The organism is Natronoarchaeum sp. GCM10025703 (genome assembly GCF_042661985.1).
Classification (GTDB): domain Archaea; phylum Halobacteriota; class Halobacteria; order Halobacteriales; family Natronoarchaeaceae; genus Natranaeroarchaeum.
Map to the genome: position 1 here is coordinate 1,824,411 of NZ_JBHSZF010000001.1, position 18,511 is coordinate 1,842,921.

15 protein-coding genes and 2 pseudogenes are annotated in these 18,511 nt (G+C 60.1%); 10 read left to right on the forward strand and 7 right to left on the reverse strand.

Annotated elements, in window-relative coordinates; all coding sequences use genetic code 11:
• Positions 1-130: 130 nt before the first annotated feature.
• Positions 131-1,500 (forward strand): annotated as a pseudogene (locus ACFQH2_RS10245) (NAD(P)/FAD-dependent oxidoreductase).
• Here ACFQH2_RS10245 and ACFQH2_RS10250 read toward each other — a convergent pair.
• From ACFQH2_RS10250 to ACFQH2_RS10260, 3 genes and pseudogenes are all read right to left on the reverse strand, one after another.
• Complete coding sequence (locus ACFQH2_RS10250; protein WP_377076702.1) at positions 1,417-2,187, reverse strand: cohesin domain-containing protein; 771 nt, start codon at positions 2,185-2,187, stop codon at positions 1,417-1,419. The pseudogene ACFQH2_RS10245 and the gene ACFQH2_RS10250 overlap by 84 nt on opposite strands.
• Positions 2,188-2,189: 2 nt before the next feature.
• A complete protein-coding gene (locus ACFQH2_RS10255; protein ID WP_377053309.1) occupies positions 2,190-3,536 on the reverse strand; it encodes a DUF7350 domain-containing protein in 1,347 nt (448 codons plus the stop codon).
• A 71-nt stretch (positions 3,537-3,607) separates the two neighbouring features.
• A pseudogene (locus tag ACFQH2_RS10260) lies at positions 3,608-4,920 on the reverse strand (Tat pathway signal protein).
• Between the two features lie 179 nt (positions 4,921-5,099).
• Between ACFQH2_RS10260 and ACFQH2_RS10265 the strand changes: the two are divergent.
• Together ACFQH2_RS10265 and ACFQH2_RS10270 are read left to right on the forward strand one after the other, a co-directional pair.
• A complete protein-coding gene (locus tag ACFQH2_RS10265; protein WP_377053313.1) occupies positions 5,100-5,315 on the forward strand; it encodes a hypothetical protein in 216 nt (71 codons plus the stop codon).
• A gap of 545 nt (positions 5,316-5,860) precedes the next feature.
• A complete protein-coding gene (locus tag ACFQH2_RS10270; protein ID WP_377053315.1) occupies positions 5,861-6,529 on the forward strand; it encodes a hypothetical protein in 669 nt (222 codons plus the stop codon).
• A 190-nt stretch (positions 6,530-6,719) separates the two neighbouring features.
• On the opposite strand, the gene ACFQH2_RS10275 is transcribed toward ACFQH2_RS10270, so the two are convergent.
• Both ACFQH2_RS10275 and ACFQH2_RS10280 read right to left on the reverse strand, forming a co-directional pair.
• On the reverse strand, positions 6,720-7,640 hold the full coding sequence (locus ACFQH2_RS10275; RefSeq protein ID WP_377076987.1) for an MMPL family transporter: 921 nt from the start codon (positions 7,638-7,640) through the stop codon (positions 6,720-6,722).
• Positions 7,641-8,026: 386 nt separating this feature from the next.
• Positions 8,027-9,472: an MMPL family transporter gene (locus ACFQH2_RS10280; protein WP_377076703.1), complete on the reverse strand. Its 1,446-nt coding sequence runs from the start codon at positions 9,470-9,472 to the stop codon at positions 8,027-8,029.
• A 327-nt stretch (positions 9,473-9,799) separates the two neighbouring features.
• On the opposite strand from ACFQH2_RS10280, the gene ACFQH2_RS10285 reads away from it, so the two are divergent.
• From ACFQH2_RS10285 to ACFQH2_RS10295, 3 genes are all read left to right on the forward strand, one after another.
• On the forward strand, positions 9,800-10,039 hold the full coding sequence (locus ACFQH2_RS10285; RefSeq protein ID WP_377076704.1) for a TetR/AcrR family transcriptional regulator: 240 nt from the start codon (positions 9,800-9,802) through the stop codon (positions 10,037-10,039).
• 35 nt (positions 10,040-10,074) lie between these two features.
• On the forward strand, positions 10,075-10,443 hold the full coding sequence (locus ACFQH2_RS10290) for a TetR family transcriptional regulator C-terminal domain-containing protein (RefSeq protein ID WP_377076705.1): 369 nt from the start codon (positions 10,075-10,077) through the stop codon (positions 10,441-10,443).
• Between the two features lie 476 nt (positions 10,444-10,919).
• On the forward strand, positions 10,920-11,789 hold the full coding sequence (locus ACFQH2_RS10295; protein ID WP_377053321.1) for a universal stress protein: 870 nt from the start codon (positions 10,920-10,922) through the stop codon (positions 11,787-11,789).
• A gap of 42 nt (positions 11,790-11,831) precedes the next feature.
• Here the strand turns inward: ACFQH2_RS10295 and ACFQH2_RS10300 are convergent, their stop codons facing one another.
• Positions 11,832-13,202, reverse strand: coding sequence for a nicotinate phosphoribosyltransferase (locus ACFQH2_RS10300; protein ID WP_377053323.1), 1,371 nt, complete (start codon positions 13,200-13,202; stop codon positions 11,832-11,834).
• A gap of 150 nt (positions 13,203-13,352) precedes the next feature.
• Here ACFQH2_RS10300 and hisD point away from each other — a divergent pair, with 150 nt between their 5' ends.
• The gene (hisD, locus tag ACFQH2_RS10305; RefSeq protein WP_377053325.1) at positions 13,353-14,624 is read left to right on the forward strand and encodes a histidinol dehydrogenase; all 1,272 of its coding nucleotides are present in this window, start codon (positions 13,353-13,355) and stop codon (positions 14,622-14,624) included.
• Between the two features lie 600 nt (positions 14,625-15,224).
• On the opposite strand, the gene ACFQH2_RS10310 is transcribed toward hisD, so the two are convergent.
• Complete coding sequence (locus tag ACFQH2_RS10310; protein ID WP_377076706.1) at positions 15,225-15,407, reverse strand: hypothetical protein; 183 nt, start codon at positions 15,405-15,407, stop codon at positions 15,225-15,227.
• Between the two features lie 147 nt (positions 15,408-15,554).
• Between ACFQH2_RS10310 and ACFQH2_RS10315 the strand changes: the two genes are divergently transcribed.
• The 3 genes from ACFQH2_RS10315 to wecB all read left to right on the forward strand — a co-directional run bounded on the left by ACFQH2_RS10315 (position 15,555) and on the right by wecB (position 18,454).
• Complete coding sequence (locus tag ACFQH2_RS10315; RefSeq protein WP_377076707.1) at positions 15,555-16,154, forward strand: hypothetical protein; 600 nt, start codon at positions 15,555-15,557, stop codon at positions 16,152-16,154.
• 216 nt (positions 16,155-16,370) lie between these two features.
• Positions 16,371-17,402 carry a glycosyltransferase family 2 protein gene (locus ACFQH2_RS10320; RefSeq protein WP_377053329.1) on the forward strand — a complete coding sequence of 344 codons (1,032 nt, stop codon included), beginning with the start codon at positions 16,371-16,373 and terminating at the stop codon, positions 17,400-17,402.
• Positions 17,399-18,454 (forward strand): non-hydrolyzing UDP-N-acetylglucosamine 2-epimerase, encoded by a 1,056-nt coding sequence (gene wecB, locus ACFQH2_RS10325; RefSeq protein WP_377053331.1) that lies wholly within the window; start codon positions 17,399-17,401, stop codon positions 18,452-18,454. The genes ACFQH2_RS10320 and wecB overlap by 4 nt, the downstream gene beginning before the upstream one ends.
• Positions 18,455-18,511 lie beyond the last annotated feature (57 nt).

An 18,511-nucleotide genomic window follows, 5' to 3' on the forward strand; every position in this document is an offset into this window, starting at 1 on the left:
ACTATTACCTGCGCCCCCCGAGGGGAAAAATCTTGCACGCCGTCTTCGGGCAGACTGAACAGATCCTCTGCGGTTCGTCCGGACGAGGTGTTCCGGGAGTTTAATATCTCTGGGCTTGACCTTTCGGTGTATGGATCGGTACGACGTAGCCGTCGTCGGTGGCGGTCCCGCTGGGACGAGTGCTGTCTGGGAGGCTGCTAAGCAGGGTGCTGACGCAGTGGCTCTAGAGAAGGGCGTTCCCCGCGAGGACCGCGACCGGCTCGGCCCCGACTCGACGGACGCAGCCGGGATGCTCAACTACTGGGTCGATATCATGGACATCGATCACGAACAGCTCCCTGACGGCGTGATCTTGCGCGAACTCGACGGCACGGACTTCATCGGTCCGTCCGAGGAGTTCGAGATGAACACGACCGGAATCGACTCCTCGTATCCGAACTTTGGGTTCACCTTCCAGCGCGCCCGACTGGACGACTGGCTGCGCGGGGAGGCCGAGGACGCTGGCGGGGAGTATCGAACCGGCGTCAGCGTCCTCGACGTCGAAACGAACCGCAGTGAGGGCCCACGACACCTGCTCGAACTGCGCGACGGCGAGGATATCGCTGCCGACGTACTGGTGCTGGCGGACGGCCCCCAGCGCCAGGTGACCAATCGGGTGCTCGACCGGTATATGCCCGCTGACGAGTCTATCACGGACTATCTGGGGACGACGCATGCTAACCATATCGCCTATCAGGAGTACCGGGAGATCCCGGACGAGTTGTTCGAGAAATCGAGACTCAAGTTCTGGTGGGGGTATATGCCGGGCGAGACAGCCTATCCGTGGGTCTTTCCGAACGACGGCAACGTCGCCCGCGTCGGGCTGACGATGCCGATCGGACTGAACATCGACGAGATCGAGAACCCGACCGACTACGTACTCATCGATGAGGACGACGAAAGCCTCCCGTCGGGGAGCGAGTATCTCCGCCGGCTACTCGAACACGAGTACGGCGACGAGTACGACATCGAGACCGACTTTCCGCTCGTCAAGGACAGAGGGAAACGGAAGGGGACCGAGACCTATCCGATCTCCTCGACCCGGCCGATCGACTCGCCGACTGACGCTGGCATTCTCGTCGCAGGCGGTGCCATGGGCACGACCTCGGCGTTCCACGAAGGGGCGATCACGTCGCGATCCGGACTGGGCGCATCGCTGGCGAACTGGCGGCCAACGCCGAGGTAGAGCGATACAACGAGGCCTGGAAAGACGCGATCGGTAGCGAGATAACCCGCAACGTCGCGTTCGCGGATATCGTCTCCGATTACACCCCTGCAGACTGGGATCGGACGTTCTCCGTTGCGGAAGATCTGACCGCCACTGACAACGACAAACTGATCGACTGGGAGCTTAGCTCCGGCTTTACGGGGATGAAGCTAGTCGGCACGTACAAGCGCAAGAAGTTCAGCTATCGGAACGGCGGCTACGTCCAGTTCGCTGAATCGAAGTACGTCATCTAGGACGCTCTGGTTCCGTCTCTGCAGTACACGCGCTGTCACGAGCACCACCAGGGCGACCGCCGCGACACCCAGACCGAACCCGGGGAGGGACTCGTCGGGAGTGTTTGCCTCGTCTCCGTCCGACGCTCCGGCGTCGACAACCGAAGCGTCCTCGTCGACGACGAGCGTCCCGCCGTTGAGGAAGACGTCCTGTGGCCACCCGTTCGTCAGCGACGCCTGGCCCCCGGTGAGTTCGAGGGCGTACTCGCCCTCCGGGGCGTCCTCGTCGACGGTGAAGGTGAAGGTGACGAATCGCTCCTGGCCGGTCGCACCGCCTGCGTGTGGGTTACGGATCTGTGTGATCCGTGCGTAGCCCGCTTCCTCGTCGGTTTCCGTCTCGGTCCGGATCTGGGTCTCGTTGCCCTGCTCCATCCACGCCCCCCGATCGACGGATTCGAGCGTCAGGACGTCGCTGTCGTACTCCATCGCGACGGACGCGTTGGCCACGCCCACGTCGCCGTAGCCGCCATCGCTGGTCATCGTGACACCGATATGCACCGTCTCGCCGGGCGGTGCTTCGTTCGTCTCCGGATCCACATCCAGAACGGTCGCGTTGTCACTGCCGGCACTCAGTCCGATTATTCCTGCAGTGCCTGCGCCCGCGAGCAGGAGGAACGCAACGAGGATGGCGGCGTGTTTTTGGGACATGCTCACAGCGTATCGATAGCGAGTTGTCGTTCGCCAGTTTCGGTGAAAGCCGTCTCGTAGCCCTGATGGCGCGCCGCCTGCGAGACGGAATCTATCGCAAGGACCAGTTCGTCGCCGACTTGGATGTCATCGACCGTTGCTCCGTAGTGGAACTCCAGTTCGTGGTCGAGCGTTGGCTGAAGTCCACTGATGTCGAGTACCTCACCGTCCCGTTCGAGCGTCGCGGACAGGGACATCTGCGGGAGTACACACCGGTTGTACGGCGTTCTGGGCGAGACGGCGAGATACTGTTCCTCACCCTCCACGAAGCGTGATCCGGGCTCTAATAGCGTCGTCGCGTAGACAGCGTCATCGAACGTCGGCGTCCCGAGAAGGGTACCGGGTAAGGTCTCGGGGTCAGGCAGCGAGGAGTACGGCATCTGGTGACCGCCGTCAAGGTGCTCGCCGTTCTCGCCGCTGTCTCCGTCCTGCATCCCGCGCTCGTCCCCGTCCTGCATCCCGCGCTCGTCCCCGTCCTGCATCCCACGCTCGTCTCCGTCCTGCATCCCGCGCTCGTCCCCGTCCTGCATCCCGCGCTCGTCCCCGTCCTGCATCCCGCGCTCGTCCCCGTCCTGCATCCCGCGCTCGTCCCCGTCCTGCATTTCCCCCTCGCCCATCCCGCCCTGGCCGCGGTTCATCGGAGGGACGGCTGCTCGGCTTCCCCAGCGCTCCTCCTCGAACCGCTGTACTGATTCGACGAGACGCTGTCTGCGCTCGTTGGTCATCTCGAACTCGACTGTCACCGTCTCGGAGCGCTGGAACCGGCCCTCCATCTCGCCTGTTAACCGTACGTTCTCCATCGACCCGGTGGTGATAGTCGCCGTGTACTGGCCGTTGCCGTCGAGGTCGTAGTTGTCGCCGAAATGAAAACCCATTCCCTGCGAGAGCATGGCCCAGGGCGCTCGCGAGTCGACGAGTCGACCGTCCTGCTCGATATCAATCGAGAGGCCTGCATCGACCGGGAGGACCACGTCCGTCTCGGGATCCCAGACGCTCGCCATGAAATGAACTGAATCACTCTCTGGGGGATCGACGCGCTCGACGCCGTCGCCGATGCCGGTCTCGACGATCCAGAAGAAATGTGGGATCGAGAGCATCGGCGAGACGGCCACCTCGCCTACGATTTCCGTGTCCAGCATCGCCATCCCGTCAGTGTGTGAGGGCAGGTAGACCCCGTCCGGCGGGTTCTGGACGCGGGGCATGTCGTCCGACGTTGTCGGGTCGTCCTCGCTGTCGTCGCTTGTACAGCCAGCGAGTCCGGCCACCGCCGCGGCCGTGGCTCCGGCAGACAGAAATCGACGTCGGTTCATCGTACGTTATCTCGGGTTGGGAAATATTTATACCCCGGGACAGGCGGGGCGATGCACCGGGTCTGCAAGTCTCACTCCGGTCGCGGCGACGGGAGCGAGCGGTGCTCACGAGGCGGAACGAGGAAGTTACCACGGCGTCGAACGGAGATGTATTGCAGAATGCCGTTGTTCTGCACCGATCCGATGGGCAGGTCCGCCCCGGTCATCGCCTCGCGAGTCTTTACGAAGTCCTCGATCCGACGCTGTAACGAGAGGAAGTGGAGGCCAGCGATGTCGTCGTCGGTCGTCTCGAAGTCGCGACGGAGAATAATCGGGGATCCGTCCTCGCGGGCCCGCGCGGCCTTCTGAGCATGGCCGACCAGCCCCGAGGCGGCGTCCGACTCGGTGTCGTCCACGACGTCCGCTACCTGCGAGGAGTCCGTGAGTTTCTCGCCGTGCTCGCCGACCCGGCCCTCGCGTTCGTGGGTCGGACTGAACATCTTCGCGACGCGGATCGACTGGCTGTCCTGGTTCCACCACTGGGATAGCTGTTCGCGGATCTTCGAGACCTGCTGGGTCGTTCCCCGGCGAACGGGCCCTCCTGGATCGTGACGCGGTCCTCGCTCGGTTGCGTGCCCGCGAACCGGCCGCGAAAGCCCATAAACATCGGCGCGCCCTCCGGGATCGGCGCGTCCTCCGGCACCCCGATCGCGCCCGTGTTCTCGGCGGGGAGTCCCGCGCCGAAAAAGCCGGTCCGCCGGTCGGCGCGCTCGAAGACGTCCGAGAGTCGCTCCTCGACGTCGACGCCGTTGACGGTATCGGGGCCGGTATCCCGTGGGCTCGCGTCCGACCCGCTAAGTTGGGCGGTGTCTCCGAACATCGCGAGTTCGGCCTCCAGGAGGGCTACTGGCTGGTCGCTTGCGAAGTGGACGAGCGCGTCGTTGTCATCCAGATCAGATTCGTCGAGACTCTCCAGCGAGTTCAGCGCCCTCGGCGCGGGCAGATCGACCGACTCGGAGAGGGGTTCGTCGTATCGCTCGAAATAGGCTGGCGAGTAGCCAACCGTGAACAGAAGTCCCTCGTTGCTCCACTCGTAAGCGCGTTCGAGCGTGCGTAGCGCGGCTTCAACCGTCTCTCTATCCTCGGCCGTTGGCGCGCCATCGACGTCGAGATACGCCAGCACGTGGTGGCGCGGCAGTTCGACGTTGCCGTCGTCGTCCCGTGAGAGGAACGGGTCCCATTCGTGCTGTCGGGTCGGGAGGTCGCCCGGCGTCTCCGTTCCCGACGGAATCTCGACCCTTTCGTCCTCGCCGAGGCAGGCGGCCAGCGCACCGGCACCGCCGACCGCGACGAGAGATTTCACGTACTCGCGGCGCGAGAGACCGTCTCGGTCAGGAAGGGACATTCGTTGGCCGAACCAGGCAGCGACGATACTTGTACCGAACGCCTCCGACCCGGTCCAGTAGCCCGGACCACGGTGTCACCGAGGGGTCGAATGGGTCCTGAACCGGCCATACTCCCGCTCCGATGACCGGTTTCTGTCGAGGCAAATCACTAAGAGCCGCGACACCGTCGACCCTGCTAGTGAACGAGCACACGATTGTCAAACTCGGACTGCTCGCCGGCGCGCTCGCGGTGGGGAGCTTTCTGCTACTAGGAACGACGCGACTGGTCGTCGGCTTCGACACGGCCCAGACCGTCGCAGCGCCGTTTTTCGCCGGTGGGTTCGTGCTCGCAGTCGTCGTCTCCGTCCTCTCCGTCCTGGTAAAACTCGGCGTGATCAGTGTCGACGAGGGATGAGTGTGCCCGCCCTGACGACACCCTTTTGCGACTTCCCCTCATAGGGTCGACTGCGTGCCTTTGTCCCCGCCCGAGTATGTCCACACGGACGCAATGACGCGCGGCGAACCCAGGCATGCAACACGCGGCATAAAACACAGGCACCTGCCGCACTGCCAGCCCGGCACGAGGGTTTCCCGGCTGAGACGGCATGCCGCCAGCAATGATGCCGGTCGTTAGTGTTCCGGGCCACACATTCATTTACCGGTATAAATCGACGTATAACGGCTCCTATTTGCTGTATTCGGCACAATTCGATTACAACTCGGAGGAGCCCTATATCGAGTTGAACACTAACGACATTATATATTACCTCAGGAGGTGCGCTTTCGATGCCTCCGCATAATTACGATGATCGCCGGGGAGAAGTCTACTTTGGCCCGTCACACAAGGTTGACGTGACGAAAGAGTAACTGGCGGAGTTCATCATTGAGGAGATGGCTCTCGAACAGTCTGACGGTAGGCCGAAGTGAACTGATGGCGTTACCGATGTCGTTGAGCTCGGGATGGAAGCGTTCCAAGAGCGATACCAAGATGGGCCGGAGTTTGCGGAGGAGATTGTAAAGCTGAACCGGAAGCTCGATGAGTACCGGAGCGAGGTCAGGGAAATAGCCGCTACACAGCAAGAACCCGTTGACACTCGTATTCAGGCGTCCAAATTAGCCCACCAGTCACAGGCACGGATTCTCAAGGTCCTGTCCGAGGCGGTATCCGTAGATGAGAGTTTCATTCCCTTCGTAGATTTGTACGAAGTGGCTGAGGAGGCTGATCCGGATTATAGTGTCGTCTCGCATCACGCAAAGTTACTCGAACACTCTGATCCCGGTGCCTATGTCAGGAGGGACGATCTGGGAGAGAAAGCCAAAATAACGAGGAGAGACGCACTTGATGAGTTTTGTAAATCAAAAGACATCACTGACGACTGTCGCAGTGTCATCGCCCTCGACCGGGTAGTGATCGGACCCAGTCCGTATCGTCCCATCGAACGCCAGCTCGTCACCGTCGTTGGCCCCTTCAGGAAGTTCGACCGAATAGGAGAGGGTAGGCCTCAGTCTCCGATGTCGAGCTCCCAGAGAACTGGTATCTCTTCGCCATTGCGATTCACGGCAACTGGTTTGGGGTCGATGTCAACAGCTGTGATCGCCTCTGGAATAGGTTCGCGGACCGACGTATGACCTTCGATACCGCGGATCGAGACAGTAACTGGGATCGACCGCCCGGGAAGGGGATATGGTCGCCCGATCGTTCGCGTTACGAAACGGTCTGTCTGGGACGGTGAGTTGCTTCCATAGTTGGTTGCTCTTCGGATGTTCGTGTTACGACATGATCTGTCGGAGTGGATGTCACACTCGCTCTCGTGGCTGTTTAGTCCTCGTGTCCCGTGAATCGGGCCCAGACGATCAGGATACTCGGGAGGACGAAGACGGCCGCCAGGAACGCGTAGACAATGGTGAGTGCGGTGATGAGACCGAACGACTGGAGGAACGGCAAAATTGCGACGAGCAAGACGGCAAAGCCCGCGGCAGTCGTTGCCGCACTCGATAGCAAGGCCCCGCCAGTACCGATCACTGTTTCGTGGAGGGCTGCTGCGGCGGTCTCCGCGTCAGCGAGTTCCTGATTGAACCGCTCGCTGATATGCAGACTGTAGTCAACGCCCAGCCCGATCGTCAGCCCAGTAATCATTCCCGTGACTATGTTGAACGGGATCTCGAGGAGTGCCATCGTCCCGAGGACCCACGTAAGCGTCATAGCGACCGGTATGATCGTGACAAAGCCGAGCGAGGCGCTCCCTTCAGTTACCCGGTAGGCAATCGAGAGGAACACCGCCACTGACAGAAGCGCGACGACGAGACTCAGGATAGCTGTCTCGGCGAGTTGATCGGCGGTGATCTGGTTGATGATTACGTCTCCCGTTGCGATCGCGGCGACGTAATCGCCCCCGATATCCTCGGCGATCCAGTCCATCTGGTCGGTCACCGTCTCGCCCTCTGCAACTCCATCGACCGTCACGACCATCCGAAGTGCTTGGTACTCGCCGTCTTCACGATGAATGACGTTGCTCGCCTCGTCGGGGGCGATCCGGTAGAGGTCGTCGAAGACAGCAGTTACGTTCCTGTCGGGGACGCCATCGTCATCGCTATCTGACGCCGCGAGCGTGGCGTTGAACGATTCGTTTCGCGCTGCAACGTCTTCCATCAAGGTGATCGGGTCGGAGATCGCGGCCGAACCGTCGGCGTAGGTTTCGGTGACAGACAGGTCACTGGCGTTTCCTCGCGCTTCTTCCATCCGATCTACTGTTCCGGGATCAGTCACATTGCCACGGACGAGGATCGTCGCCGTCGTATCTCGCCTGACGAAATCTGCGTCGAGCGTTTCGATCGCCGTTTCAGACGTGTACGTGCCTGGTGCGATGGGATCAGGAAGGTCTTTCAGCCAGTCGGCCGGATCTTCCGCGAGGAAGTCCGACTGTTCGAAACTCGCGTCGATATCGGTCGCACCGTACGCACCGACGCCACTGATCAACACGGCGACGACGATGACGACGTAGGGTACAGTCGTTGCCAGCGTCGAGCCAGTGTCCAGGATCCTGTTGATCGGCCCGCGTCCGGTGCCGACCGCCGGTTTCACTCGATCAAACCCGTGGGATTCCAGTACGTCGTCGAATTCGACCTTCAGTGCCGGGACGAGGACGCCGAAAACGAGCAGCGCGGCGACGATCCCGATCGCGCTGACGAGGCCGATCTCTCGGAAGATCGACAGGGGACTCGTAAGATTCGAGAGAAAGCCGATAGCTGTCGTTGTGGTGACGTAGACGAGCGCGACGCCGACGCTCCCGAGGCCGACAGCCATCGCTTTCGAGGGGGCGTGTCTTCGTCCTCGCGTTCCTCGCGGTAGCGCATCACGACGTGGAGGCCATAGTCGATCGAGAGCCCGATCAGCAAAACGAGGACGACAATGAACGGTTGACTGAACGCGATGTCGAACCACCCCATCGTGCCGAACGTCCAGACGAGGACTAGTCCGATTCCGCCCAAGCCCAGCAGGATGTCCAAGGGGTCCCGGTAGACGACGACGAGGACGAACAGGACGAACGCCGCGGCAAGCGGACCAACCAGCAGAACGCTGTCGATCATGGAGTCGAGAATCTCTGTCGAGACGATCCCATCACCGTAGACGAGCGCCGACATCGACTCGCCCTCGGGGGTAAGATCAGCGATCGCAGTCTGTGCCTCTTCGATCGCCTCAGGGGCGTCGCCCGGGGCGAACGATCCGCCAGAACTCTCCTGTGTGACGACCAGCAACGTGGCGTTCACGTCGGACGATCCTGGCTCGTAGTACTCTGGTATGAACGCCAGCGCCCGGGAGGACTGGCTCGCGTTCCCGGCGAGTACGTCCGCAGAGAGGTCGTCGATCTGTGAGTCACTCAGCGACTGTAACTCTTCGATCTGTTCGTCGAGGGTCGGGTCCAGATCCGCGATCTCCGCCTGCTCGTTCGACACATTCGCGTATTCGTCGGCGAGAATGTTCTTGCTCTGGTTTCGATTTTCCACCCCATCGGCCCCGCTCTGGCCAGCAGGTGCTGTTTCGTTCGTGGGAGCAGCGCGACGCTCCGCAACGGTGCTATTGAAGAGATGGTAGTCCTCTTCAGTGAGATTCACCGAGCTGTTGGCATCAACGCTCTCGAACGCCGGGCGCACTCTCCGGTTCGGATTCGAGACGAGCGATTCGAGCGTGTTATCGAGGGCCGTTGACGTCTCGTTGAGTTCGTGCTGCCGGTCTCGTAGGTCTTCGATGCGGTTCTCACGAATTGACGTGGTTGCAAGTGTTTGCGCGACGCTCGCGGTAGGGTTCTCGTCCGCGAGCGTTTCGTTGATTGTCTCGTTGTTGCGTATGGACTGCTCGTATTCGACCATCGCCACGAGCGTCTCCCGGTCGAGGACGTCCTCATCTTGGATAATGACCTGTGCACGGGTCGCGTTTTCAGCCCCTGACGAGAAATTGGTCTCGACGTAATCGAGTGCGTCAGCCTCGTCGGCGTCGGTCTGGAACTGATCGAGCGACGTCGAACGGTCGAGCATCGTAACCCCACTGCCGACGACGACCGATGCTACGAGCATAACTGCGATAACGATCCGTGCGTTGTCTGCGATCGCTGCGGCAATATCTCTCGTCATCGGATCCCGCCCCCGATCCGTCCTGGCTCGTCACCGAACGTTCGTTCGACCATTGTGTACCGAACGTTCGTTCGGCAACCGTAGTAAAACTTTCGACGAAATGATCGGCTGTCGAGGGATTACTCGTCGCCGAGTCGCTCACATTTTCCTACCATGTGTTGAACGAACGTTCGGTATATAGATACTTGGCCTCTAGAATGGGCAGCTACGCACTGACAGGGCGACAGCGCGACCCGGAGTTATTTCATGCTTGCCGAACATTCGTTCGGTATGGGCGAAGATTCGCAGGAAGCGTTTCCGTTCGGAGGCGAGCCAACAGATACGCGCGGACGGATCATGCAAGCGACGTTCGAGACGGTTCAGGAAAACGGGTTCGCTGGGCTGTCGATCCAGCGGATCGCTTCGAAGGCCAATCTGAGTAAGTCCTCGGTTTATCATTTCTTCGAGGACAAGGACGATCTGTTGCTCGCGTTCTTGGACGAGATGCTTGGCCAGTTCGGGGGCCTCTAAAAGGGCTTGAAGCCGATGCCGCCCCGATCGACGTATTGTGGGCGTACATCGACTTCGGACTCTACGGAGTGACTGACGAATCAGTGCCCCCCGTAGAGGGAATGGAAATTCAGCCTGGACGACCGCTTGTCGAACTGCGCTCGCAGGGAACGTACAGCGAGGACTACCGTGATCGTTTCACCGAGATGGACGGCTCAATGCGTGACCGGCTAACGAGCGTCCTCGAACGGGGTATCCAAGAAGGAACGTTCCGCGACGTTGACCCTGAGCGGACTGCTGAGTTCCTGTTGACGGTTCTACTGGGTGGACTGTTCCGCCGGGCAACCGCCGATGGCGTCGACGTCGATGCCGTCCGTAGGGAAATAGAAATGGTCATCGAAGCTCGTATACTGAACGAAAGCTGAACAGTGTGCGGAGATACTAAACGCCCACGCACGGGAGTTGGCTGAACATGGCCGAACTCGTCTGGAGAACGTTCCAGACGCAGTGTCTCAACCGACGGATTCCGGATGCAGCGACCATCCATGCGGAGGTCGCTGCGTGGGAACAAGGACGCAACGAGCAGAATGTTACTGTTAACTGGCAGTTCACAAGCGAGGATGCGCAGACACAACTTCACCGGCTGTATCCGTCAATCGAGGAGGTCGAGAACTACCAACTCGACGGTTGGGAAGGTACTAGTAGTTCCTCGTCCGGTAGTGTTCCGGGCCACATTTCCGTATGCGAGAGACGATGTCCCCGTAGCGAGGCCGCTAGCGGATCTCGAACCGATGTCTCCGTAGCCGAACAGACCATCCGTCGACGACATCGGTTGGCCTCAGTCGGCCACCATGTGAGACCAACTTTTAGCATCTCTGCCTCGTAGTGCTATCTAGTAGCAATGTACGACGATATTCTGCTCCCGTTCGACGGGAGCGATGGTGCGATGACGGTGCTGTATCACGTCGCCGAGATTGCACACTGGGCCGATGCAACCATCCAACTCCTGTATGTCGCGGATACGACCCGGGAGAGCGTCACCGTCGTCGAAACGGAAGTCGTCGACGCACTCGAACAAAAAGGAGAGGTGGTCCTCGAGGAGGCAGAGGAGGCCCTGAGTACGCTCGGTGTCGACTACCGGTCCGACGTAGTCCAGGGGAACCCTGCGCCGACCATCGTCGAGTACGCCGAGCGATACGATCAGGACATGATCGTGATATCGACTCACGGCCGGGAAGGGGTCTCACAATACCTCATCGGGAGCGTCACCGAGAAGGTCCTCCGTCTGTCCTCCGCTCCGGTTCTCACGGCACGGATGCAACCCGACGAGCAACTGGAGTTTCCCTACGAGGACATCCTCGTGCCGACGGACGGGAGCGCCGGCGCAGCATACGCTGCTCAGCACGGCATTTCGCTCGCAGCATCGCTCGATGCAACCGTGCATGCCCTCTCCGTCGTGGACGATTCCCTACTGGGTATCGACGTGCTGTCCACGCTATCGGGGCAGGATAGCGAGGAGGCGGCGACCGATGCCGTGGACGACATCGTCGAGGAGGCCGAGGCACAGGGGGTGACGAACACCGAACGGTACATCGAACACGGAACGCCCCTCTCGGAGATTCTGGACTGTATCGAGGCACAGGGCATCGACGCCGTCGTGATGGGAACGACAGGCAGGCGAGAGACCGATCGGATATCGCTCGGTGGCGTCACGGAGAAAACGGTCCGCTCTGCACCAGTGCCGGTCATCACAGCCAGGAAACCGGACTGAACGCGCAGTAGTAGCGACAGGGTCGACTCCCGAGACGGAAGACTACCCGCCGACGCTGCGTTCGAGCGACTGCTGTAACTGTTCGGTCTCCGCCTGCAGGCCATCGCTGATCCGAACCTCGTAGGAGGCCGGGTCCTCGATACGACGAGACTGCTCCGGGAGTTTCCGTCTGCGTTCTCGCGCTCTCTCTCGGATCGTGTCGATATCGGGGAGATCGATCACCTGCTCGCCGTCCTCGACGACGGTGACGAGTTGCTCGGTTCCGGGAAGCGACTCCTCCCTGAGTCCGACCGCGTCTCCGATGTACTTGCCGTCTTCTTCGATCCGGTGGACGCTTTTCGCGCCGGGATAGGTCAGTTTCCCCTTCGAGAGTTTCATCGAGGGGTGCATCTCGCCGTCGCGTTCGACCGCGACGAGTTTGTAGACGCCTTCGATCTTTGGTGCGTCCGTGCTCGTCACCAGCGCCGTCCCGGGCCCGAACCCGACGCCGATGCCGTCGCGCTCGAAAAACTCTCGGAGGGCGTACTCGTCGATGCCGGAGGAGATGAACTGGTCGAGTTCCGGAGCGACCTCGTCGACCGCTTTCGAGAGGGCTGGCAGATCGCCGGAATCGAGACGGACGCCCCGCAGGTCTACGTCGGCCGCGTCCGCGACGTCGCGTGCGAGTTTCGCGCCCTCGACCGTGTCGTAGGTATCGATCAACAGGACGCTCTGGTCGCCGTACTCGTCGACGAACGTCTCGAAGGCGTCCCGTTCCGACTCGAAGCTCTGGACCCACGAGTGGGCCATGGTCCCGAACACCGGGATGTCGAACAGCTCGCCCGCCGCGACGTTCGACGTCCCATCGAAGCCAGCGATGTATGCGGCCCGGGCGGCCTTGATCCCAGCATCCGTCCCGTGCGAGCGCCGAGAGCCGAAATCTACCAGTCGCTGATCGTCGCCGTATCGGTCGATGACGTCCTGCATTCGGCTCGCTTTCGTCGCAATGAGCGTCTGAAAGCCGATCTGGTTGATGACGGCCGTCTCGAACAACTGTCCCTGCAGTATCGGTGCGGTGACTTCGAGCATCGGTTCGTTCGCGAAGACCGGCGTCCCTTCAGGCAGGGCGCGAACCTCGCCGGTGAACTCCAGAGAGTCCAGGGACGCGAGAAAGTCGTCGTCGAACCCCTGTTCCTGCAGAAACTCGATCGCCCGGTCGTCAAAGGAAATGTTCTGAATGTACTGGATGGCCTGTTCGAGTCCGGCCGCAATCGTGTACCCACGTTCGGGCGGGAGATCACGGAAGAACAGGCTAAACGTCGCCCGTGGATTGTGATCCTGATTGTAGTACGCCTGCATCATCCGCAACTCGTAAAGATCGGTGAACAACGGTAGGTTCTCCGCCATGAGGTAGCCAAATCTCGACTCGCTCATACGTATACATACGTCGACGCGAACAATAAACGGGATCTGTCGACCGAACACTGGTCAGTCGAACGCGTCCCGCGACTCGTTTGGCGAGGGTTCTGTCCGCAGACAGACACAGACGGAAAGCGGTTTTGCCCTCCCGGCGTAACGGACCGTATGAACTACAAAACAGTCGCCGACCTCTCGCCGGACGAGCGGTCGAGCCTGTTCGACCGCGACGCGGGCGTCGACGAGATCCGGGCCGATGCCGCGGAGATCGTCGGCCGCGTCGGTGAGGAAGGAGACGTCGCAGTCCGGGAGTTCTGCCGGGAGTTCGACGACGTACAGGTCGGGAGCCTGGAGATCACGGATCAGATCGAGCGCGCCTACGAGGAGATCGACGACGACCTGCGCGCGGCTATCGATGACGCCGTAGCGAACGTTCGCGAGTTCCACGAGGCACAGATACCCGAGGACTGGACCGACGACTTCGACGGACGGGAACTCGGTCGGCGGTTCCGACCCCTCGACAGCGTCGGCGTCTACGCTCCTGGCGGGACGGCCGCGTACCCCTCCAGCGCGATCATGGGCGTCGTCCCGGCAAAAGTCGCAGGCGTCGAGGATGTCGCCGTGGCGACGCCGCCGGCCGACGAGATCAATCCGGCGACGCTGGCGGCGATCCACGCCGCTGGCGCGGATCGAGTCTACAGCGTCGGCGGCGCACAGGCCATCGCCGCGCTGGCCTACGGCACCGAGTCGATGGAGCGCGTTCAGAAGGTGGTCGGGCCGGGGAACCGATGGGTGACGGCCGCGAAGGCCGAGGTTCGCGGCGACGTCGAAATCGACTTCCTCGCCGGACCGAGCGAACTACTCGTCGTCGCGGACGAGACCGCCGATCCGGAGTACGTCGCGGCGGATCTGGTCGCACAGGCCGAGCACGACCCGAACGCGTCCGTCGTTGCGGTCACCGACGACGAGGCCCTTGCCGAAGCAATCGGCGAGGCGGTCGAGGCAAAAATCGACGAGCGCGAGCGCTCCGACGTGATTCGCGAAGCGCTCGAGGGCGAGGCGAGCGCAGTTCTTCACGCCCGGTCGATGAGCGAGGCGATCCTCTTCGCCGAGGAGTACGCCGCCGAGCACCTCTCGATTCTCGCCGAGAACGACAATGAAGTACTCGACCGGATCGACAGCGCCGGGAGCGTCTTTCTTGGTCCGTACACGCCGGTTGCGGCGGGCGACTATGCGAGTGGGACGAACCACGTCCTCCCGACGAGCGGTGGCGCGAAGTTGACGGGCGGGCTTTCTATCGACACCTTCGTGCGCTCGACGACAGTACAACGACTCGACCGTGATTCCCTGAGCGAGCTGAGCGAGACGATTACGACGCTCGCGGAGGCAGAAGGCCTCGACGCTCACGCCGAAAGCGTTCGGACGCGTTTCGAGGAGTAACGTCTCCCCGGAGGCAGGTTGGATTTTCTCCTCGTAGAAAGATAGCAAACGATCCACAGATAGCACATTAATTATAATTTCCGGCGAATATGCTATTTATGGATTGATTGGTAGTTTTGGTATTTTGTTTACCAGATCTGTATACACTGACTTACTTTATACAGATATAGAATACACGTCGATATGGCATCTGGCAGGACCGATTCCGCGGACAGTAATGCTGGATCGGACAGAGAGGGTTCGGGGGCCCGGGGAATTGGAAGGGATCATCAGTCCCCCGTCGACAGGAAGCGACAGAACCGATTCGTTGAATCGGGTCGGAGTTCGATCGGACGGTGGATAGCAACACGGTTCCAGGATAGTGTCATTAAGACCGTTGGCTCACTGGTTGCATTTTCTAGACTTGCACCAACCGTCGACCCTCACAGGGACGGTGACTCCGGCAGTACGCGACTGGGAACGGTCTTTTGACGACGACAACATTGCAATCTGTGATATCGCCGCGGATACCGAAGGGGGTATATTCTCGCCGGCGGAATCGGTGACAGTCCGGACTTCTGGATCGCAAAGACGGATCAGAACGGATCCCTCGAATGGTCCTCACGAATGCACCACGAGGGTGTCTGTGTCGTCAGGTCGATACAGCCAGTCGAGGATGGACACGTCTTCGCCGGTACATCGTCTACTACCGATGGCGACGATATCGTCCTCACTCGCACTGGTCAGCGTGGAACCGTTCAGTGGGAACGGACGTTCGGCGGCGACGCGTTCGACTGTTGCCAAAAAGTCGTCCAGAGCAACGATGGCGGATACGTGATTGGAGGCAGTACCCAGTCCTACGCGACCGCCGGGCAGGATATGTGGTTGCTCAAGACGACTGGGGATGGCCGAGTCGAATGGGAACGCACCTACGACCGGAGCTACACGGATATGCTCGAAGACATTGTCAGAACAAGAGACGATGGCTACGCGCTCGTTGGAACGACGTTAGACGAAGATACGGATTGCTGGATTGTAATGACCGACAGTGACGGTACCGTAGACTGGGAAGAAAGTATGTCACGGAACGGGGGTGTCGTCGGTAGATCGGTTATACAGAAAGACGACGGTGGAATCGTCATCGCCGGAGTGAGTAATAACACCGGTGGACAACAAAAAGAGGGATGGCTCGCAAGTCTCGACGCGGAGGGAGGCATGGAGTGGCAACGAACGTACGACGATCCGAACGATATGCTGGCTGTCGATATTATCCAAACGAGTGACGATGGACTCCTATCGGCGGGTACTGTACGGTCGTCGAAGCAGAAAAATATACTATTAGTGAAAACTGATTCTGAGGGTAACCGCGAGTGGGCGAAGAAAGTAGCCGGTAGGAGTTCGATACCGCCGAGTTTGTTGAACCCATCTCCCGGAACCTACGTCGTAGGAGGTAGCTGGGAATCCGGTCGGGCTAAACGCGAGACTGCTGGTTGGTTGGCGCAGTATTCACCATCTACAAAAGGACCAGCAATCGGCCGGGAACTGGACTAGAGGCCGTATATGGGGGTGGCTATTGTAGAATACTGTTTATAACTAATTGAATCCTTTCTCAGCGATAATATACCGTATCAACAACAATGTCCGGAAATAGACGACTTGCCGTAACACTATCTCCTCCTGATCAGTTGGCGCGCGCAGTCGATAGTGGGGTCATTGATTTTGCCCGAAATCAGTGGGCACCTCTCGGCCCATCGGCCGGTGGACGTCATGTATAAGAATAAGACGATTGGGGTCGTCGTTCCCGCGTACAACGAAAAGGGTCTCGTAAGCGATGTCATCGAGACGCTGCCCGGATTCGTCGACAGAATCTACGTGGTAGACGATTGTTCGACCGACGGAACGTGGCAGGAGATCAGAGAGACCATTCAGGAGGAGAATCCTGAAGATCCGGGGGGCAAAAAGAAAAAGATCCACGGTGATGGCGGGCAGTTGCTCGCGGACCGGGCTATAAGTATCCGACACGACCAGAACCGCGGCGTTGGGGCGGCGATCAAAACCGGTTACAGGCGCGCTCGTGAGGACGGAATCGACGTTACCGCTGTGGTGAACGGCGATGGCCAGATGGATCCGACTATTCTGCACCGGATTATCGACCCGGTAGTCGAGGGGAACGTTGACTACGCGAAAGGCAACCGACTGTCTCGGAGCGACCACCGGAAGCAGATGTCGGCCTGGCGGCTGTTCGGCAACTCGATACTGTCTTTCCTGACAAAAGTCAGCAGTGGGTACTGGCAGATATCGGATCCGCAGAACGGATATACAGCAATTTCCTCGCATGCGCTGGCAGTAGTCGACATCGATAGCCTCCACGACGACTACGGCTTCCTCAATGACCTACTGGTCGCCCTCAACGTGCACAGAATGCGGGTTACAGACGTCTGGATGGAGTCGAAATACGGAGACGAAGAAAGCCATATCCGGTATTCCCGGTTCATTCCGATGCTCTCTGGACTGCTCGTTCACCGCATGTTGTGGCGGTTCAAGACGAAATACGTCGTTATGGAGTTCCACCCCCTCATCCTGTTGTATGCACTCGGATCGATCGGAATCTGTAGCGGACTGACGTACGCTGGCTGGGTAGCACTCGCCTCCACGCCCACGCCACTCGACGGAATACTGTCGCTACTGACGCTCCTGATCAGTGGTCTCTGTATCACGCTTGCGATGATCTTTGACAGGAGCAACAGCAAGCCACTCGAAAGGAACGTCAACGAACGGCTTCCCGATATCGAACGATGAATGTCCTATCAATCGTCGGAGCACGACCGCAGTTCGTCAAGGCAGCCGCGGTTTCCCGGGCCCTCCGGGAGAGCCACACCGAGACGCTAATCCATACTGGTCAGCACTACGACGAAGAACTCTCGGACGTGTTCTTCGAGGAGTTGGCGATTCCCCAACCGGATCACAATCTCGGCGTCGGTTCTGGCTCTCACGCGACTCAGACCGCCGAAATGATGGTTCGATTGGAATCAGTGATCGGTGACACCTGCCCGGACGTCGTGCTCGTGTACGGCGACACCAACTCGACGCTAGCCGGTGCACTGGTCGCAGCAAAAGAGCAAACACAGCTCGCACATATCGAGGCGGGGCTACGCTCCGGAGACTTTTCGATGCCGGAAGAAGTAAACCGGATTCTGACGGATCATTGCTCGGATCAACTGTTCGCCCCGACAGAAGCAGCTAAGAAAAACCTGCAAGCCGAGGGAATCACCGAAGGTGTGTACACTCCGGGAGACGTCATGTACGACACCCTGCTGCAGGTCCGTGACCGTCTAGATACGGTCGACGTGATCGATATCCCTGGCGAGTTCGTGCTCGCGACCGTCCACCGCGCCGGAAACACCAACGATCCGGATCGTCTCGCAGGGATCGTCGAGGGGCTAACGAACTGTCCGTATCCAGTCGTCCTTCCGGCACATCCACGTACCGTCAGGGCACTCAAGGACTTCGGCCTGTGGGACCGCGCGACAGAAACCCTCGATATTGTCGATCCTATCGGATACCTCTCCTTTATCAAGCTCATCGAAAAGGCCCGGTGTGTCGCGACGGACTCCGGCGGCGTTCAGAAAGAAGCGTTCTACCTGAACACACCCTGCGTAACACTGCGAGACACGACGGAGTGGACGGAGACAATCGACGCTGGCTGGAACGTGCTTGTCGGTGCCAGCGCTGAGCGGATCAGCGCCGCGATCCGTTCCGCTGGTAACCTTCCGTCGAAGCCGGATCTGTACGGTAATGGCACCGCCGCCAGTAGCATCGTCGAAACGCTCGAACGAGAGATTGAACGATAAACGGGCGCGGTTGCACTGGATAGAGCATCTGGGCTGCTACGATACGGGTGGGTTGGA